Source organism: Ensifer adhaerens, assembly GCF_002940685.1.
GTDB lineage: Bacteria > Pseudomonadota > Alphaproteobacteria > Rhizobiales > Rhizobiaceae > Ensifer > Ensifer adhaerens_E.
Genome location: NZ_PNFP01000009.1, coordinates 209,239 through 225,100, shown reverse-complemented (window position 1 = coordinate 225,100; position 15,862 = coordinate 209,239). Strand labels below are relative to the sequence as shown.

13 protein-coding genes are annotated in these 15,862 nt (G+C 63.3%); 6 read left to right on the top strand and 7 right to left on the bottom strand.

From position 1 onward, the window contains the following. Positions 1 to 83 precede the first annotated feature (83 nt). From fabF to gmk, 4 genes are all read left to right on the top strand, one after another. A complete protein-coding gene (gene fabF / locus C1A35_RS19045) occupies positions 84 to 1,349 on the top strand; it encodes a beta-ketoacyl-ACP synthase II (protein ID WP_104665823.1) in 1,266 nt (421 codons plus the stop codon). A 462-nt stretch (positions 1,350 to 1,811) separates the two neighbouring features. Continuing rightward, positions 1,812 to 3,011 (top strand): endolytic transglycosylase MltG, encoded by a 1,200-nt coding sequence (mltG, locus tag C1A35_RS19040; RefSeq protein ID WP_104665822.1) that lies wholly within the window; start codon positions 1,812 to 1,814, stop codon positions 3,009 to 3,011. Between the two features lie 133 nt (positions 3,012 to 3,144). Further along, positions 3,145 to 4,032, top strand: a complete 888-nt coding sequence (locus C1A35_RS19035; RefSeq protein WP_104665908.1) for a YicC/YloC family endoribonuclease — start codon at positions 3,145 to 3,147, stop codon at positions 4,030 to 4,032. A gap of 3 nt (positions 4,033 to 4,035) precedes the next feature. After that, positions 4,036 to 4,695 (top strand): guanylate kinase, encoded by a 660-nt coding sequence (gene gmk / locus C1A35_RS19030; RefSeq protein WP_104665821.1) that lies wholly within the window; start codon positions 4,036 to 4,038, stop codon positions 4,693 to 4,695. 78 nt (positions 4,696 to 4,773) lie between these two features. Here the strand turns inward: gmk and rsmA are convergent, their stop codons facing one another. The 6 genes from rsmA to lptF all read right to left on the bottom strand — a co-directional run bounded on the left by rsmA (position 4,774) and on the right by lptF (position 12,357). Further along, positions 4,774 to 5,601 carry a 16S rRNA (adenine(1518)-N(6)/adenine(1519)-N(6))-dimethyltransferase RsmA gene (gene rsmA, locus C1A35_RS19025; protein WP_104665820.1) on the bottom strand — a complete coding sequence of 276 codons (828 nt, stop codon included), beginning with the start codon at positions 5,599 to 5,601 and terminating at the stop codon, positions 4,774 to 4,776. Beyond that, positions 5,601 to 6,629, bottom strand: coding sequence for a 4-hydroxythreonine-4-phosphate dehydrogenase PdxA (pdxA, locus tag C1A35_RS19020; RefSeq protein WP_104665819.1), 1,029 nt, complete (start codon positions 6,627 to 6,629; stop codon positions 5,601 to 5,603). Before pdxA ends, rsmA begins: the two co-directional genes overlap by 1 nt. Positions 6,630 to 6,642: 13 nt before the next feature. After that, the gene (locus C1A35_RS19015; RefSeq protein ID WP_104665818.1) at positions 6,643 to 7,581 is read right to left on the bottom strand and encodes a peptidylprolyl isomerase; all 939 of its coding nucleotides are present in this window, start codon (positions 7,579 to 7,581) and stop codon (positions 6,643 to 6,645) included. A 185-nt stretch (positions 7,582 to 7,766) separates the two neighbouring features. After that, complete coding sequence (locus C1A35_RS19010) at positions 7,767 to 10,112, bottom strand: LPS-assembly protein LptD (RefSeq protein WP_104665817.1); 2,346 nt, start codon at positions 10,110 to 10,112, stop codon at positions 7,767 to 7,769. Continuing rightward, entirely contained in the window at positions 10,112 to 11,191 is a 1,080-nt protein-coding gene (gene lptG, locus C1A35_RS19005) for an LPS export ABC transporter permease LptG (RefSeq protein ID WP_104665816.1), read from the bottom strand. Before lptG ends, C1A35_RS19010 begins: the two co-directional genes overlap by 1 nt. Next, entirely contained in the window at positions 11,188 to 12,357 is a 1,170-nt protein-coding gene (gene lptF / locus C1A35_RS19000) for an LPS export ABC transporter permease LptF (RefSeq protein ID WP_104665815.1), read from the bottom strand. The genes lptG and lptF overlap by 4 nt, the downstream gene beginning before the upstream one ends. 422 nt (positions 12,358 to 12,779) lie before the next feature. Between lptF and C1A35_RS18990 the strand changes: the two genes are divergently transcribed. Both C1A35_RS18990 and C1A35_RS18985 read left to right on the top strand, forming a co-directional pair. Next, a complete protein-coding gene (locus tag C1A35_RS18990; RefSeq protein ID WP_104665813.1) occupies positions 12,780 to 14,273 on the top strand; it encodes a leucyl aminopeptidase in 1,494 nt (497 codons plus the stop codon). A gap of 41 nt (positions 14,274 to 14,314) precedes the next feature. Further along, entirely contained in the window at positions 14,315 to 14,764 is a 450-nt protein-coding gene (locus C1A35_RS18985; RefSeq protein WP_104665812.1) for a DNA polymerase III subunit chi, read from the top strand. A gap of 74 nt (positions 14,765 to 14,838) precedes the next feature. On the opposite strand, the gene C1A35_RS18980 is transcribed toward C1A35_RS18985, so the two are convergent. Then, positions 14,839 to 15,765 carry a Gfo/Idh/MocA family protein gene (locus C1A35_RS18980; protein ID WP_104665811.1) on the bottom strand — a complete coding sequence of 309 codons (927 nt, stop codon included), beginning with the start codon at positions 15,763 to 15,765 and terminating at the stop codon, positions 14,839 to 14,841. Positions 15,766 to 15,862 lie beyond the last annotated feature (97 nt).

The following is a 15,862-nucleotide window of genomic DNA, read 5'->3' as shown; positions in this document are numbered from 1 at the left end:
CTTAAAATGGATGCCCGGATCGGGTTCGTCACACGTGGTCCGATCCGGCTCTGAAATGGAAAAGTCAGGGTGGGTCGCGGATTATGAGACGTGTCGTTATCACCGGTACCGGCATGGTATCTCCCTTGGGTTGCGGAACTGAGGCGACGTGGGCGCGGCTGCTTGCCGGGCACAATGCCGCGCGCAAGGTGACCGAGTTCGAGGTCGAGGACCTTCCTGCCAAGATCGCCTGCCGCATTCCCTTCGGCGACGGCACCGATGCCACCTTCAACGCCGACGACTGGATGGAGCCGAAGGAGCAGCGCAAGGTCGATCCGTTCATCGTCTACGCGATGGCTGCCGCCGACATGGCGCTTGCCGATGCCGGCTGGAAGCCGGAGAGCGACGAGGATCAGATCGCGACCGGCGTGCTGATCGGTTCGGGCATCGGCGGTCTCGAAGGCATCGTCGAAGGCGGCTATACGCTGCGCGACAAGGGCCCCCGTCGCATCTCGCCATTCTTCATTCCCGGCCGCCTCATCAACCTTGCCTCCGGCCAGGTGTCGATCCGCCACAAGCTGCGCGGCCCGAACCATTCGGTCGTCACCGCCTGTTCGACCGGCGCGCATGCGATCGGCGACGCGAGCCGCCTGATCGCGCTCGGTGATGCCGACGTCATGGTGGCCGGCGGCGCGGAATCGCCGATCTGCCGGATCTCGCTTGCTGGCTTTGCCGCCTGCAAGGCGTTGTCGACCCAGCATAACGAGGACCCGCAGAAGGCCTCGCGCCCCTACGATACTGACCGTGACGGCTTCGTCATGGGCGAGGGCGCCGGCGTCGTCATCCTCGAAGAGCTCGAGCATGCCAAGGCGCGTGGCGCCAAGATCTATGCGGAAGTCGTCGGCTACGGCCTTTCGGGCGATGCCTTCCACATCACCGCACCGTCGGAAGATGGCGATGGCGCCTATCGCTGCATGCAGATGGCGCTGAAGCGCGCTGGTCTGACGGCCGCCGACATCGACTACATCAATGCCCACGGCACCTCCACCATGGCCGACACGATCGAGCTTGGCGCCGTCGAGCGCCTCGTCGGCGAGCACGCATCGAAGATCTCGATGTCGTCGACAAAATCGGCCATCGGCCACCTGCTCGGCGCTGCCGGTGCGGTGGAAGCGATCTTCTCGGCGCTGGCGATCCGCGACAACATCGCGCCGCCGACGCTGAACCTCGACAACCCCTCCGTCGAGACGAAGATCGACCTGGTGCCGCATGTCGCGCGCAAGCGTGAGATCAACGTGGCGCTCTCGAACTCCTTCGGCTTTGGCGGCACCAACGCCTCGCTGGTCCTTCGCCGCTACACCGGCGCCTGATCGCGCCCCAAACGTAACCTGAGCCAATCATCGCGCCGACGACCAAAGGCGGCGCGATGATCCAGCTTTTGCCGTATTGCTCGCTACAAGCATGTGTTGGGAGGAGTCGTCGTCAGGCAAGACGGCGCGCGCCGACCGCGATGTTCGCGCAAGGCATATCTGTCAGATTGCTTTCAGCTATTGCCCGGAACTGCGGCCAGCCCGGTTTTTGCCGCGGACCGAAAGTTCCGGATTAATATGTCGGGCGCCCGCCACGTTCCCTTGAACGGACGGTGATTCGACACATTTCTGTGGTTCTTCGGTGAGATTGCACCGGCTGCGGATTTTTGAGTAACTGCGGTACGCCGGCCATCTGGTCGGTGCCGTTTTTTGAATTTGATCCATGCCTGCCACGGTCCAGTCCGAAATTCGCACCGGAAGCAGGAAGAGAATGAGGCCGCGAATTTCGGGTTCGGGATAATCGTGAGCGAGACAAACGATAACGGCGCGGCGCAATTCGGCCGCAGTGAAAACGCGAGCAACGGGCCGATCATTCCGAAATCGGCAAACGAGGCGCTGCGTCCGGAGAAGGTGCCGCAACCGCCGAAACGATCGCGCAAGGCCCGCAGCCAGGTGGTGATCTTCCTGAACTTCGTCATGACCGTCATCGTCTTTGCGGCGCTCGCCGCTGCGGGCACGGTCTATTATGCGATGCACCAGTACGAAAAGCCGGGTCCGCTGCAGGCCAACCAGAACTTTATCGTTCGCGGCGGCGCCGGCATGAGCGAGATCGCGAGCGGGCTGGAGCGCAGCAACATCATCACCGATGCGCGCGTCTTCCGTTTCGTCTCCGAAGCCTACCTCGACAACGAGACGCTGAAGGCCGGCGAATACGAGATCAAGGCCGGCTCGTCGATGCAGGAGGTCATGCAGCTCCTGAAATCAGGCAAATCGATCCTCTACTCCGTTTCCCTGCCGGAAGGCCTGACCGTCAAGCAGATGTTCCACAGGCTGGCCGACGATCCGGTGCTCGTCGGTGACCTGCCGACGGAGCTGCCGCCGGAAGGCACGCTGATGCCGGACACCTACAAGTTCACGCGTGGCACCAAGCGCGGCGAGATCGTCCAGCAGATGGCAGCAGCCCAGAAGGTCCTGGTCGGCCAGATCTGGGAAAAGCGCGATCCCAATCTCCCGGTGTCGACGGTGGAGGAACTGGTGACACTTGCCTCGATCGTGGAGAAGGAAACCGGTCGCGCCGACGAGCGCCCGCGCGTGGCTTCCGTCTTCATCAACCGGCTCGACAAGGGCATGCGGCTTCAGTCCGACCCGACGATTATCTATGGCATCTTCGGCGGCGACGGTAAGCCTGCCGACCGGCCGATCCTGAAGTCCGACATCGACAAGCAGACGCCTTACAACACCTATATCATCAAGGGCCTGCCGCCGACGCCGATCGCCAATCCCGGCCGGGCGGCGCTGGAAGCCGTGGCCAATCCGTCGCGCACGCCGGAACTCTACTTCGTCGCCGACGGCACGGGCGGTCATGTCTTTGCCGAGACGCTGGATGAGCACAATGCCAATGTCCGCCGCTGGCGCAAGGTCGAGGCGGAGCGGGCGGCAGAAGCAGCGAAGGCTGCCGCTGACGCCGGGACGGCGCAACCGGCGGCCACGCAGCCGCAATAACGCCGCCTGCTGGCGGCCCACGGCCGCGCAGCGATGCTTGCATTGTGGACGGACGAATCACGGCGCGGATATCCCTTGCGGGATGCCGCGCCGTCGCCTTATTGCTTCTGCTGAAACCGCAACGGAGGTGATGATGCCGCTCCAATCGATGACCGGCTTTGCCCGGAGAGAAGGCAGCAGCGGCCGCCGTCGCTGGGCCTGGGAGCTGCGCTCCGTCAACGGCAAGGGCCTCGACCTCAGGCTCCGTCTGCCGCAGGGGCTCGAGCGCTTCGAGCCCGAAGTGCGCAGGCTTGCGGCCGAGTATTTTTCCCGCGGCAATCTTCAGATCGGCCTCTCCGTTAGCGGCGGCGAGGCGACGGTCGAGGCGGTGGTCAACCAGGCGGCATTGACGGCGGTGCTGAACCTGCGCGATCAACTGGGCGATCTCGTCGATCCGGCGCCGTTGAAGTTCGACACGCTTCTGTCGATCCGCGGCATCGTCGACTTTCGCGAGCCGGAGGAAAGCGAGGAAGAGCGCGCCACCCTCGATGCGAACATCGTTGAGGGGCTGAGGCTTGCGCTTTCCGACCTGCGCTCGATGCGCGAGGACGAGGGGACAACGCTCTGTCAGATCCTGCTCGCCCAGGTCGAGACCATCGAGACGCTGACCGCGACCGTTGAGGCCGACCCCTCGCGCAGTGCTGCGTCGATCGCCGATCGGCTTGCCCAACAGGTGGCCCTGGTGATGGACAACGGCTCTTCGCTCGAGCGGGAGCGCCTTTATGCCGAAGTGGCGCTGCTTGCCACCAAGGCGGATCTTCGCGAGGAGATCGACCGGCTCGGCTCCCATATCGTTGCCGCCCGCGAGCTTTTGTCGAGAGGCGGCCCCGTCGGGCGCAAGCTCGATTTCCTCGCACAGGAATTTAACCGAGAATCGAATACGATCTGTTCCAAGTCGAACGCGGCCGCAGTGTCTGCGGCCGGCATCGAGTTGAAGGTCGTCATCGACCAGTTCCGCGAACAGGTCCAGAATCTGGAGTAAGGCATGAATCCGGCGACCCCTTCGCCCATCAAGATCGCCCGTCGTGGGCTGATGCTCGTCATTTCCTCGCCGTCCGGCGCAGGCAAGTCGACGATTGCGCGCAATCTCCTGGAGGCCGATCCGGAGATGAGCATTTCGGTCAGCGTGACGACGCGCCAGCGGCGCCCGAGCGAGATCGACGGGCGGCACTATCACTTCAAGTCGATCCGCGATTTCGAGGCGATGAGGGCAACTGACTCGCTGCTCGAATGGGCGGAAGTGCACGGCAATTTCTACGGCACGCCGCGTGATGCGGTCGAGGCGGCCATGGCCGCCGGCCGGGACATGCTCTTCGATATCGATTGGCAGGGCGCCCAGCAGCTTCAGGAGAAGATGGCGGGCGATGTCGTTTCGATCTTCATCCTGCCGCCGTCGATGGCCGAACTGCAGTCGCGCCTGCATCGGCGCGCCGAAGACAGCGAAGAGGTGATCGCCACGCGCCTCGCCAATTCGCGCGCCGAGATCGAGCATTGGCGGGAGTATGATTACATCGTGCTCAACGACGATCTCGACCGCGCCTTTGCGTCCGTGCGGGCAATCGTCGAAGCCGAGCGCCTGCGCCGCGACCGACGTCCTGGCCTGTTCGATTTCGTCAACGGGCTCCTGACGGAAAACCCGTTCTAAGGCTTCAAAAGAAATGGCTCCGTGAGGAGCCATTTTTGATTCACGCTATGTAGCGGGCGCCTTGCGATCCGCTTGTCGCTAGAGGCAGTTTGCCAGGCGACAGAACTCCTCCACCGAAAGCGTCTCGGCCCGCCGCTGCGGGTCGATTTCGGCCTTGGCAAGCAGAGCCTCGCCGCCGAGCGGCTTCAGGCTCTGGCGCAGCATCTTGCGGCGCTGGCCGAAGGCTGCGTGCGTGACCTTCTCGAGTGCTGAAACGGAGCAGGGGATCGGGTTCTCGACCGGTTCCAGATGGACCACGGACGACGTTACCTTCGGTGGTGGCGTAAAGGCCTGCGGCGGGACGTCGAAGGCCATCCGCGCCCTTGTGCGCCAACCGCAGAGCACACCGAGGCGGCCGTAGTGGTCGTCATCCGCATCGGCAACGATCCTCAAGCCCACTTCGCGCTGGAACATCAGCGTCAGCGACTGCCAGAAGGGCGGCCAGCGACCGGGCAGCAGCCAGTTGACGAGCAGTTGCGTGCCGACATTGTAGGGCAGGTTGGCGATGATCTTGACCGGGCCGTCGTCGGCAAGTGTCTCGAACGAGGTCTTGAGGGCGTCGCCCTCGATCACCTGCAGCCGGCCTGGATAATGCGCACCGATTTCGGCAAGCGCCGGCAGGCAGCGCGAGTCCCGCTCGATCGCAATGACCTTCTTTGCACCGAGCGCGAGGATGGCGCGGGTGAGGCCGCCCGGTCCCGGACCGACCTCGATGACCGTCACGCCCTCGAGCGAACCGGCGGTCCGGGCGATCTTCTGGGTCAGGTTGAGGTCGAGCAGGAAGTTTTGGCCCAGCGCCTTCTTGGCATCGAGGCCGTGACGCTGGATCACGTCACGTAAGGGAGGAAGACCGTCGAGGGCGGCCATCAGTGGATATCTCCTGGCGTATTGGCTGCAAGCGTCGCGGCAAGGTCGAGCGCGGCTCGAAGGCTGTCGTCGCGGGCGATGCCCTTGCCGGCAAGGCTGAAGGCCGTGCCGTGATCGGGCGACGTGCGAATGAAGGGAAGACCAAGGGTGACGTTGACGCTGTCGTCGAAGCCGAGCGCCTTGGCCGGGATCAGCGCCTGATCGTGATACATGCAGATCGCCACGTCGTAGGTTGCGCGGGCGCGGTCATGGAACATCGTGTCGGCCGGCAGCGGCCCCACCGCATCGATGCCTTCGGCACGCAGCCGGTCGACGACAGGGCGGATGATTGCATCATCTTCCAATCCGAGCGCGCCGTTTTCCCCGGCATGCGGGTTCAACCCGGCGATCGCCAGTCGTGGCTGCTTCAGTCCGAAGCGGTTGCGCAGATCGGCAGCCGTTATCGCACAGGTGCGATGGATGAGCTCGGGCGTCAGGTGCTCCGGCACGTCCTTCAAGGGGATGTGGATGGTGACGGGAACGGCGCGCAGCTTCGGTCCTGCCAGCATCATCACCGGCAGGACGGGCTGCCCCGTCGCCTTCTCGGCAAGATCCGCCAGATATTCCGTGTGGCCGGGAAAGCGGAAGCCGGCGTCGTAGAGGACGGCCTTGGCGATCGGGTTCGTGACCACGGCGGATGCCTGTCCGGCGGTGACCAGCCGTACTGCGGTGTCGATGGCGCCAATCACGGCGCTGGCATTGGTGGTTTCGGGGGCGCCTGCAGTGACCGGGGCCGGGCAGGCAAGGGGTAGCACCGGCAGCGCCGTATCGAAAAGGGAGAGGGCGCCGGCGCAATCCGTCTCGCGGATGGGCACGGTACAGCCGAGCACCGATGCGCGTGCGGCGAGCACCGAGGGATCGCCGATGAAGAGGAAGGGGGCCGTCGCATGGTCGCGGCGGCCGAGCCAGGCCGAAAGGCTGATGTCCGGCCCGATACCGGCCGGGTCGCCCATGGTCAGGGCGAGGGGCCCGCCGGATGTCTCGCGCATGGTTCTGTCGTGATTACTTGTTGACGATTTGCGCCTTCTTGCGCAGTTCCTCGAGGTACTTTTCGCTGTTCGGGTCTTCGCCCTCGGCCTTCTTCTTGCCGATATCCTCGGCGCGGAAGACGATTTCGGCAGCGGTGTCGTCGTTGACCTCGCGCTTCTTGCAGATCGCCAGGTACTCGACGCCCTTTTCCGTCACGCGGGTGCCGGTGGTGCCGTTCTCGCCGGCCTTCTCGATCAGCGGCTTCCATTCGTCAGGCAACTGCTGAGCCAGCATGCGGCCGAGGTTGCGGATGGACACGTCGCGATAGTTGGCGGCAAACACCTTGGAGGTCTCGCAGCCCGGGAACTGCGCCCGCGAGGCATTGGCTTCTGCCTGCCGCTTCGCGGTAATCGCGCCGCGCTTCTTTTCCGGAATGACGAAGATCACCTGCTGCAGGAAATACTCCGTGGTTACCGGCTTCTGTCCGCCGCCTTCCATCATGCGCTTGACGAGGTCTGCGCCCTGGAGCCGGTTGGACGTGCCGTAGCGGAAGTTGACGGCCCGCGGCCAGCTCATCTGCACGGCGATGAACTGCTTGAAGTGATCGGCGCCGACGCCGGCCTGATCGAGGATCTTGCCGAGCTGTTCGGTCGAAAGCTTGTTGCCAGCGGCAAAGCGGGCATAGGCGGCCTCGACGTCCTGCGTGCTGACGGACTGGCCGATACGCGCGATCTCGGCACGCTTGAGAACTTCGTCGACGAGTTGCTTCTTGGCTTCGTCGGGGCCGCCCTTCTGGCGCTGCAGACGAAGGAAGGCTACCCGCTTGGCTATGTCGCCGGAGGTGATCACCGTGTTGTTGACCGTTACCTTGACCGAGGTTGCTGCCTGAGCCCCGGCACATACCGCAACGCTCAAGGTGCCGGCCAAGGCCAGTACCGAAAGTGTCCTCAAGATCGACATTTTCCCGCCCATTATCTTTTCCCTATATCCCGGACTATCACCGTCGACAGGCTTTGTCCGCCCGTCGGCCTTGCGCCGCTGCCTTATCTTGTCGGAGGGAATGCATAATACATGCGGCCAAACGATGACAAGACCGTTTGACCGTGTCGATATCGACGAATGGGCGAACTTCAGGCCCGCCCACTCGTGTGACGATATCAGTAATAGTCCAGCTCTTCGAACTTGGTGTCGCCGACGTTCACGTCGCCGAGCGTACGGAAGCTGATTCTCGCTCCGATCGACCAGTCGTTCGCCAGATTGGCGTCGGTGTCGCGTTCCTGCTTGTAGACGATCGAGAACAACGTGTCCTGGTCGTCATAGGTGATGCCGAAGCCGTTGCGCGAGATGACATCCTTGTTGATGTCGTAGGTGATCGCGCCGAACACCGACCAGTAGTCGTGGAACCGGTAGGCTGCGGCCGTCTGGATTTCGTCCTGGTTGGACAGCGATCCGTAGAGCGGCTGCGCTTCGATGCGGGTGTAGGTCATCGCTGCCTGCCAGGTCGTGCCGAGATAGCCGACGGTGGCATCGGCACGGCGAAGCGACAGATCCTTCTCGTCGAGACGGCCGGAGAGGCTTGCCATCAGGCCGGACGGTGCGTCGATGCCGAACATGGCAACGTAATCCGAGCTCCTGCTCTCCAGACCGGAATCCGCCCCGGCCTTGACCAGATCGTCGGTCGCAAACGAGTTCAGGCCGCCCAGATGGAACGACTGGCCGACGATGCCGCGCAGGCCGTAGCCGCTGTCGAAGGTTCCGGTATAGCGGAAGCCGACATTGGCTCGCGTGCCGCCCTCGATCCGGTCGAAGCCGGAGAACTTGTCGCGGTCGAAGAGGTTCGTCGCGTCGAACACGAAGCTCTGCGCGTCCTCGTTCGGCAGGCCGCCGGCATATTGCTCGTTCGGGCGCGCATAGAGCTGCGCGATCGGCTCGAGCACGTGGCTGCTGCTTTCTCCGACAAACAGGATCGGGTAGCGGGCCTCAAGGCCGGCGGTCAACATGCGCCGTGTCGCTGCGTCGCTCGTGTTGTAGTCGCCGGTGTAACCGACCGGGGCGTCCATGTTGAGCCCGAGGACATCGCCGCGCGCAGCCAGCAACGGGGTGAGGACCAGACCGCCCGGGGCGATGAAGGTGCGCTTCCACTCGAGTTCGCCGGTCAGGCGGTGCGAGGTGCCTTCGAGGCCGCGGAATCGGGTGACGCCCGGCTGGGTGAACGCATCCAGCCGGTTGCGCTTGACGTTGGTGAAGTTGAGCGTGGCGGAAAGCTCGCCGCCGAACACCGAGTCCGGTGCCTTGTAGGAGTAGTCGAGCACCTGCGCTGCGGGCTGCTGGTTCTCGGAGATGCTGTTCGGATCGGCGTCCTGAATGTCGAAGTAGAAGGCGCGCAGATCGAAAAAGTTCCGCTTGCCGAGCCCCGTCAGGTAAGCCTGGTTGGTATAGGTCGTGCCGTCGAACGTCGACAGCTCGTAGGTCTTGGCGAAGTTGGCGTCGGACTGGACGAGCACGTTCCAGCCGAAGGTCCAGCGCGGATTGATCTCGAACTCGCCCTTCGACGCGATCATGCCGCGATTCGTATGCATCGCGTCGACGGTGCCGGGCGTGAACTTCTCCTTGTCGAGCTGGCTGATGCCGGCGAAGTTCAGCGTATGGAAGCCGTTGTGGAACCGCTGGCGGAACTCGCCCTCCAGCAGGAAACCCTGCCGCGTCAGGCCCGTGAGCGTTGCCGTCGCGTCCATATAGGGCGAGATCGCCCAGTAGTAGGGGACGCCGACGCCGACACCGAGCTTCTGGGCCGAGCGGAACGTCGGGAACAGGAAGCCGCTCTTGCGCTTGACCGTATGGTCGGGCAGCTCCATGACCGGAATGTAGGCGATCGGCTTGCCGAACAGTTCGAAGCGGGCGTTCTCCAGGCGAATCGTCCGCGTGCGGCCATTCTGGATGACGCGCTGGGCCTTGATATGCCACAGCGAGCGATGCTCCGGCTTGGTCGTGCAGGGCGTGCAGGCCGTGTAGACCGCCTCGTTCAGGATGAATTCTTCACCGTTCCGGCGCTCGCCGCTGGTGGCAGCGAGCCGGGTCAGATCGGTGGTTTCAAGGCGCATCTGGTCGAGGAAACCGTCGCCGAAATCGTCGGTCACATCCATCTTGTCGGCATAGACGACATTGCCGCCCGGCTCGATGAACTGAATGTCCCCGGATGCGTAGATGCGGCCATTCTTCTGGTCGTATTCGACCTGACGGGCCACCATCTTGTAGCCGCCGTAGTCGATCTGCACGTTGCCGCGCACGATCACCTTCTCGGCGTCCTTGTTGTAGACGAGCTCGTTTGCGGACAGAAGCAGCTTGGCATCTGCCGGCATGTTCGGGCGCAACGAATCGAGGCGCTCCGAAGTCTGCTGCGCCATCGCAGGCGCGCTCATTCCCATGGCAAGTGTCTGCAGCGCCACGCCTGCAAGCAGGGCAGCGTTGATCAGCCTTATACGTTTGCGGTTCACTACCGCCACTAGCCATCCTCCTGATTTAAAAGAATCGTCGAGCCCAGCGCCATCGCTACAACAACTGGCAACCAGGCTGCAACGAAAGGAGGCACAATGCCGCTGCTCCCGAATGCTTTGACAAGCACGGTGACGACATAAAGCACGAAGCCTGACAGGATGCCACCGAGAATTACGGAGCGCGATTGGTTAAACCGGCTAAATTTCAGCGACACGCAAGCGGCGATCAGCGTCATGGCGACGAGCAGCAGCGGCAACGACAACATTGAGTGGAATTGAGTTTCCATGCCGTTGGTCGAAAACCCGAAGGAGCGGGCCACTTCGATCTTGCGCGGCAGGTCAAAAAACTGAATGGAATCAGCCTTTGCAAGCCGTTCCTGAACAAACTCCGGCTTAAGATTGGTGGCCAGCTGTGCTGTTTTCAAACGCTGCGGAAGCTGCCCGTTGCGCGTTTCCGTGACGTCGTTAAGAAGCCAGTAACCATCTTCGAGTTTCGCCGACGCCGCATCCTGTCTCAGAATGATCGTGCCCTGTGGATCAAAGTGGATGACGGTGACGTTGAGAAGCGTCGTGCCGTTGTCCTGAACCGAGCGTGCGCCGATGATCGTGTCCGTGCCGTTGTAGATCTGCCTGAGCCACGGGATCGAGCCGGCGTCCGCGTTGCGCGTGGAGCCCCATTCGGCCAGCAGAGCCTCGCCGCGCTTCGTTCCCCAGGCCGCAAGCGGGTTGAGCGCCACGACCGCCAGCACGCCGAAGAGGAAGGAACCGAGCACGAAGGGGCGCAGGAACTGCCAGACGGAGATGCCTGCCGCGCGGGTCACCACCAGCTCGTAGCGGCGGTTGAGCGAGATCAGCGCCGCCATGGCCGAAAACAGCGCCACGAACGGTATTGTCTGCTGCAGGATCAGCGGGATCCGGAGCGCAGTCATCAGGAGAGCGCCGGTAATGGTGTAGCGCGGCAGGTTTGCCAGCCGGCTTGCCTGTTCGCTGAAGTCGATGATGAAGACGAGCGAGAAGATCCCGACAAGGAACCAGAATGTCGTGATCACATAGCGCATGAAGAAGTAGCGGCCGAGCGTGCCCATCATGACGGCTGCCCTTTCTCTGCGTCGGGCCGTGTCAGGCGCAGGCGAACGAGCAGCTCCTGCAGCTTTTCCTGACCGGTCATCGGAATGTCCAGCCGCTTGTTGCTGACGAGCTGGTGAATGCAGAGCGCACCTGCGATCAGCGGCACGGCATACATCAACGGCACGAACCAGATCGAATCCTCGGCGCTGTTGCCGGCATAAAACGTCATCCAGCGGATGAGCAGGGCCGCGCCGAGGGCACTGACCAGCGGGTGGACCCGCGCTTCGCGGTGGGAGCGTGCGTCACTGCTGAAGACCAGCGCAATCAGGCCGAACAGCAGCGGAAAGGTCCATTCGGTGAAGCGACGGTTGAGCTCGGCGGTAAACGCGAGGGGATTGTTCTTGTAGACATGATCCTCCGGGTCCGGATGGAGGAGGCCGGGTAGGTCGCGGTCCTTCGCCCGGATGGTCGCTTCGCGCGTCGTCCTTGTCATGTCGGCGAGGTCGAAGGCATAGGAATCGAACTTGATGATCGACACGCTGCCGTCGGGCAGCTTGCGCTGCACTTCCCCGTCCTTCATCACCAGCGCCGAGCTCTTGTCGTCAATGGCGCCCTCGCGGGCATAGTAGACGAGTTCGAAGCTTGGATTGCGCGAATCGGCGACGAAGATGCCCTGGAGCACGCCGCCGCCCCGCCGCGCGCCGACCTGGACGTAGAGATTGTCTGCGACCTTGCGGAAGGTGTTCTCCTGGACGACCGACGACAGGAGGTCGGCGTTGGCGGTCGCCACCATCTTGCGCAGCGCCACGCGCGAATAGGGTTCGACGAAGTTGTCGACCGCGAAGGAAAGCACGCTGAGACCGGCTGCCAGAAAGAGCACCGGCCGGATGATCGCCATGCGCGAGCTGCCGGCGGCGTTGAGCACCGTCAGCTCCGAATCGGTGTTCATGGTCGTCAGCGTCTGCGTGACGCCGATGACCAGGGCAAACGGCAGGATGATGGTGATGACCGAAGGCAGGATGAGGGTCGCGAGCTTGGCGAAGGCGAGCACCGACTGGCCGTTGTCCGTTACAAGGTTGACGTTGGTCAGTGCCTGCGTCGTCCAGGTGATGCCGAGCAACGGCAGGAGCGTCGCGAGGAACATGATCACGGCACGCCGGAATATGTAGCGTTCGATCAGCTTCATGCCCGTGTCCGGTCCAAAATCCTGCTCATGTTTCTGCTCCGGCGGCGGTATCGAACCGGGCTTTTCCCGTGTCCGCAAACCGAAGCCCGGTTCTTAGCCAACTCATCCCATGCTGCCCGAATTGTGTAGCAACAGGGATAATTTAAGGCGAAGAACCTCGGTTAACCGCATGTAAACATCTGCGAGCATCTTGCCAAGCGGTTGAAAAGCGAGAAGGGTGCCGACCACAGCTTTGACGGTGGCGAATGTTGCGAATATTTGCCACTGTAACCGGCCGGTAACAGGCGGCTTGCCCATGAGCCTAGCCGTGTCGCCCGGATGCGTTGTGCGGCCTCTATCATCTTGGCCTGGCGCTCGACCCCGCGGAAAGATTCTCTCGATCCAAGGGGTTGCGCCCGGACAGGAAATACCCGGAGTTTTCAATGTCGATGAAGTTTGAGTTCACTTTTGCCAAGTCCCACCGTCCGAGCGGCGGTGTCGCCGTTCTGCTGAAGACCGCGGGCGCGCAGGCCGCCGCCGGCGCCGACGTCGCCGATCCCGAGAACGTGGTGGCAAAGGCGGCGAAGATCAAGAAGTTTACCGGCAAGGCGTTCTCCTCCCTCGACATCATCGCGCCGCATGGTTCGCCTGCCGATCGAATCGTCGTGCTCGGCCTTGGCGATGCGGACGCGCTGACGGACCACGACTGGCTGAAGGCAGGCGGTGCCGTTGCCGCCAAGCTTGGTTCGGTCGACAAGGTCACGGTCTTCATCGACGCGCCCGACGCCAACGTGACCGGCAAGGCTGCCGCTGACTTCGCGCTCGGCATGGAGATGAATGCCTATGCCTTCGACAGCTACAAGACCAAGAAGGCCGACGACGAGGCGAAGTCGTCCGGCAAGCCGACCAAGGTGACGATCGTCACCGGCACGGTGATCGCCGCGAAAAAGGCGTTCGCGACGGCACAGGCGGTTGCCCAAGGCGTGTTCCTGGCCCGTGATCTCGTCAACGAACCGGCAAACGTGCTCGGCCCGGTCGAGTTCGCCGCCAAGGCGAAGGAGCTGGAAAAGCTCGGCGTCGAGGTGGAGATCCTCACCGAGAAGGAAATGAAGAAGCTCGGCATGGGCGCGCTCTTGGGCGTCGCCCAGGGATCGACCCGCCCGCCGCGCCTCGTCATCATGCAGTGGAAGGGCGGCAAGGCCAAGGAACGCCCGCTCGCCTTCGTCGGCAAGGGCGTCGTCTTCGACAGCGGTGGCATCTCGATCAAGCCGGCCGCCGGCATGGAGGAAATGAAGGGCGACATGGGTGGTGCGGCCGCCGTCACCGGCCTCATGCATGTGCTTGCCGCGCGCGAAGCCAAGGTCAATGCCATCGGCATCATCGGCCTGGTCGAAAACATGCCTGACGGAAGCGCCCAGCGCCCGGGCGATATCGTGACCTCGATGTCGGGCCAGACGATCGAGGTGATCAACACCGACGCCGAGGGCCGTCTCGTGCTCTGCGATGCGCTCTGGTACTGCAACGACCGCTTCAAGCCGCAGGCAATCATCGACCTCGCGACCCTGACGGGCGCGATCATGGTGGCACTGGCGACGCATCATGCCGGCCTGTTTTCCAACGACGACCGCCTGGCCGGGCAGCTTCTTGCCGCCGGCATCGCGACGCACGAGCCCTTGTGGCGCATGCCGCTCGGCAAGGAATACGACAAGATGATCGACAGCAAGTTCGCCGACATGAAGAACACCGGCGGCCGCCACGGCGGCGCGGTGACCGCGGCGCAGTTCCTCAAGCGCTTCGTCAAGGACACGCCCTGGGCGCATCTCGATATCGCCGGCACCGCCATGGGCGCGCCGACCGACGAGGTCAACCAGTCCTGGGGCTCGGGCTTCGGCGTGCGGCTGCTCGACGAGCTGGTGCGGGCGAGCTACGAGGCCTGATCGGCAATGCCGGGCATGAAAAATGGCGGGAAACGATCGGCATGACCGAGATCCTGTTCTATCACCTGACGGAATCGAAGCTCGAGGACGCGCTTCCGCCGCTGCTCGACAAGAGTGTCGAGCGCGGCTGGCGGGTGGTCGTGCAGACGACCGACGCCGAGCGTCGCGATGCGCTCGACACGCATCTCTGGGTTTACCGGGATGAGAGTTTCCTGCCGCACGGAACGGACGCCGGCGACTTCGCGGCGGACCAGCCGGTATTGCTCGTCGCCGACGAGGGCAATGCGAATGCGGCGACGGTCCGCTTCGTCATCGATGGCGCCAGCCCGCCTGACGTCTCGGCTTATGAACGCATCGTCTTCATGTTCGACGGCTACGACCAGGAGCAGCTTGAAGGCGCGCGCGGCCATTGGAAGCGGCTGAAGGGGGAGGGGCACACGCTCACCTACTGGCAGCAGAACCGCGACGGCCGCTGGGAAAAGAAGGCCTGAGTTTACAGCAGCTTGCGACGAAAAAGCCCGCGGCCGAGACCGCGGGCTTTTGTGTTTCCGGCATGTCCGGAAGATCAGTCGTGGAAGGCCTCGACGAACTTGCGCTTGCCGAGCATGAAGGCATCGGCGACGTGCCGCAGCGGCGCCAGATCGACATCCGACTTGCCCGCTTTGACGATTTCGGCGAATCGCCGGTAGAGCATCGGGTATTCCTGCTCCGGCTCCTCGTGCACGAGCTTGCCGTCGATCGAGAGCTTGGCGCCGCCTTCAGACAGCACCATCTCGCCGGCGGCCGTGCGGGCGACGATGTCCCAGCTCTGTTTGCCGGTCTGGCGCCAGTCGAATTCAGCTGCAACCGGCAGCTTCTGCCCGTCGGTGAAGGTGATGCTGGCGGCGATCGGCGCGTCGCGGTTCTCCGGGAATTCGAGCACCGCCTTGGTTACGAACAGCGGGCGCGGCAGGATATGGGTGACGATCGACAATGCGTTGATGCCGGGATCGAAGACGCCGAGGCCGCCCGCCGCCCAGATCCATTCCTGGTTCGGATGCCAGTGGCGCACATCTTCCTTCCAGATGACCTGGACATCGTTGATCGTCGTGGAAGCCAGGAACGACTTTGCCGCCTCAACCGCCGGTGCATAGCGCGAATGCCAGCTTGCAAACAGCGACAGGCCCTTCGACGCCGCCAGCGCTTCGAGGTCTGCGACTTCGCTGAGCGTGGCGCCCGGCGGCTTTTCCAGGAAGACGTGCTTGCCGGCGTCGAGCGCTACGCGGGCCGCCTCGTAGCGATACTGCGGCGGCATGCAGAGCGACACGGCCTCGATCGCGGGCACTGCATCGAGCATCGCCTCGATCGATTTGAAATTGTCGATCCCGTCGACCGTCCCGTGCCGGCTTGCGGCGGCGATCAGCTGATAGTCGCTGTTCTTGGCAATCGCCGGCAGGTGCTGGTCGCGAACGATCTTGCCGATGCCGACAAGGGCAATTTTGATGGGGGCCATGGTGTTCCGCTCGATTTGTATGACTTATTGCCGGTTCTTGTAGCAGATTGCGCACTGGGAGCAAGGCTCCGATCCGTCCCCGGTTTACCGCATCGAT

What these genes read in the sequence shown, in the direction of transcription:
- fabF (WP_104665823.1), top strand. Translation starts at nt 84, where the DNA reads ATGAGACGTGTCGTTATCACCGGTACCGGCATGGTATCTCCCTTGGGT.
- C1A35_RS19035 (WP_104665908.1), top strand. Translation starts at nt 3,145, where the DNA reads ATGCCGCTCCAATCGATGACCGGCTTTGCCCGGAGAGAAGGCAGCAGC.
- gmk (WP_104665821.1), top strand. Translation starts at nt 4,036, where the DNA reads ATGAATCCGGCGACCCCTTCGCCCATCAAGATCGCCCGTCGTGGGCTG.
- rsmA (WP_104665820.1), bottom strand. Translation starts at nt 5,601, where the DNA reads ATGGCCGCCCTCGACGGTCTTCCTCCCTTACGTGACGTGATCCAGCGT.
- pdxA (WP_104665819.1), bottom strand. Translation starts at nt 6,629, where the DNA reads ATGCGCGAGACATCCGGCGGGCCCCTCGCCCTGACCATGGGCGACCCG.
- C1A35_RS19015 (WP_104665818.1), bottom strand. Translation starts at nt 7,581, where the DNA reads ATGGGCGGGAAAATGTCGATCTTGAGGACACTTTCGGTACTGGCCTTG.
- lptG (WP_104665816.1), bottom strand. Translation starts at nt 11,191, where the DNA reads ATGATGGGCACGCTCGGCCGCTACTTCTTCATGCGCTATGTGATCACG.
- lptF (WP_104665815.1), bottom strand. Translation starts at nt 12,357, where the DNA reads ATGAAGCTGATCGAACGCTACATATTCCGGCGTGCCGTGATCATGTTC.
- C1A35_RS18990 (WP_104665813.1), top strand. Translation starts at nt 12,780, where the DNA reads ATGTCGATGAAGTTTGAGTTCACTTTTGCCAAGTCCCACCGTCCGAGC.
- C1A35_RS18985 (WP_104665812.1), top strand. Translation starts at nt 14,315, where the DNA reads ATGACCGAGATCCTGTTCTATCACCTGACGGAATCGAAGCTCGAGGAC.
- C1A35_RS18980 (WP_104665811.1), bottom strand. Translation starts at nt 15,765, where the DNA reads ATGGCCCCCATCAAAATTGCCCTTGTCGGCATCGGCAAGATCGTTCGC.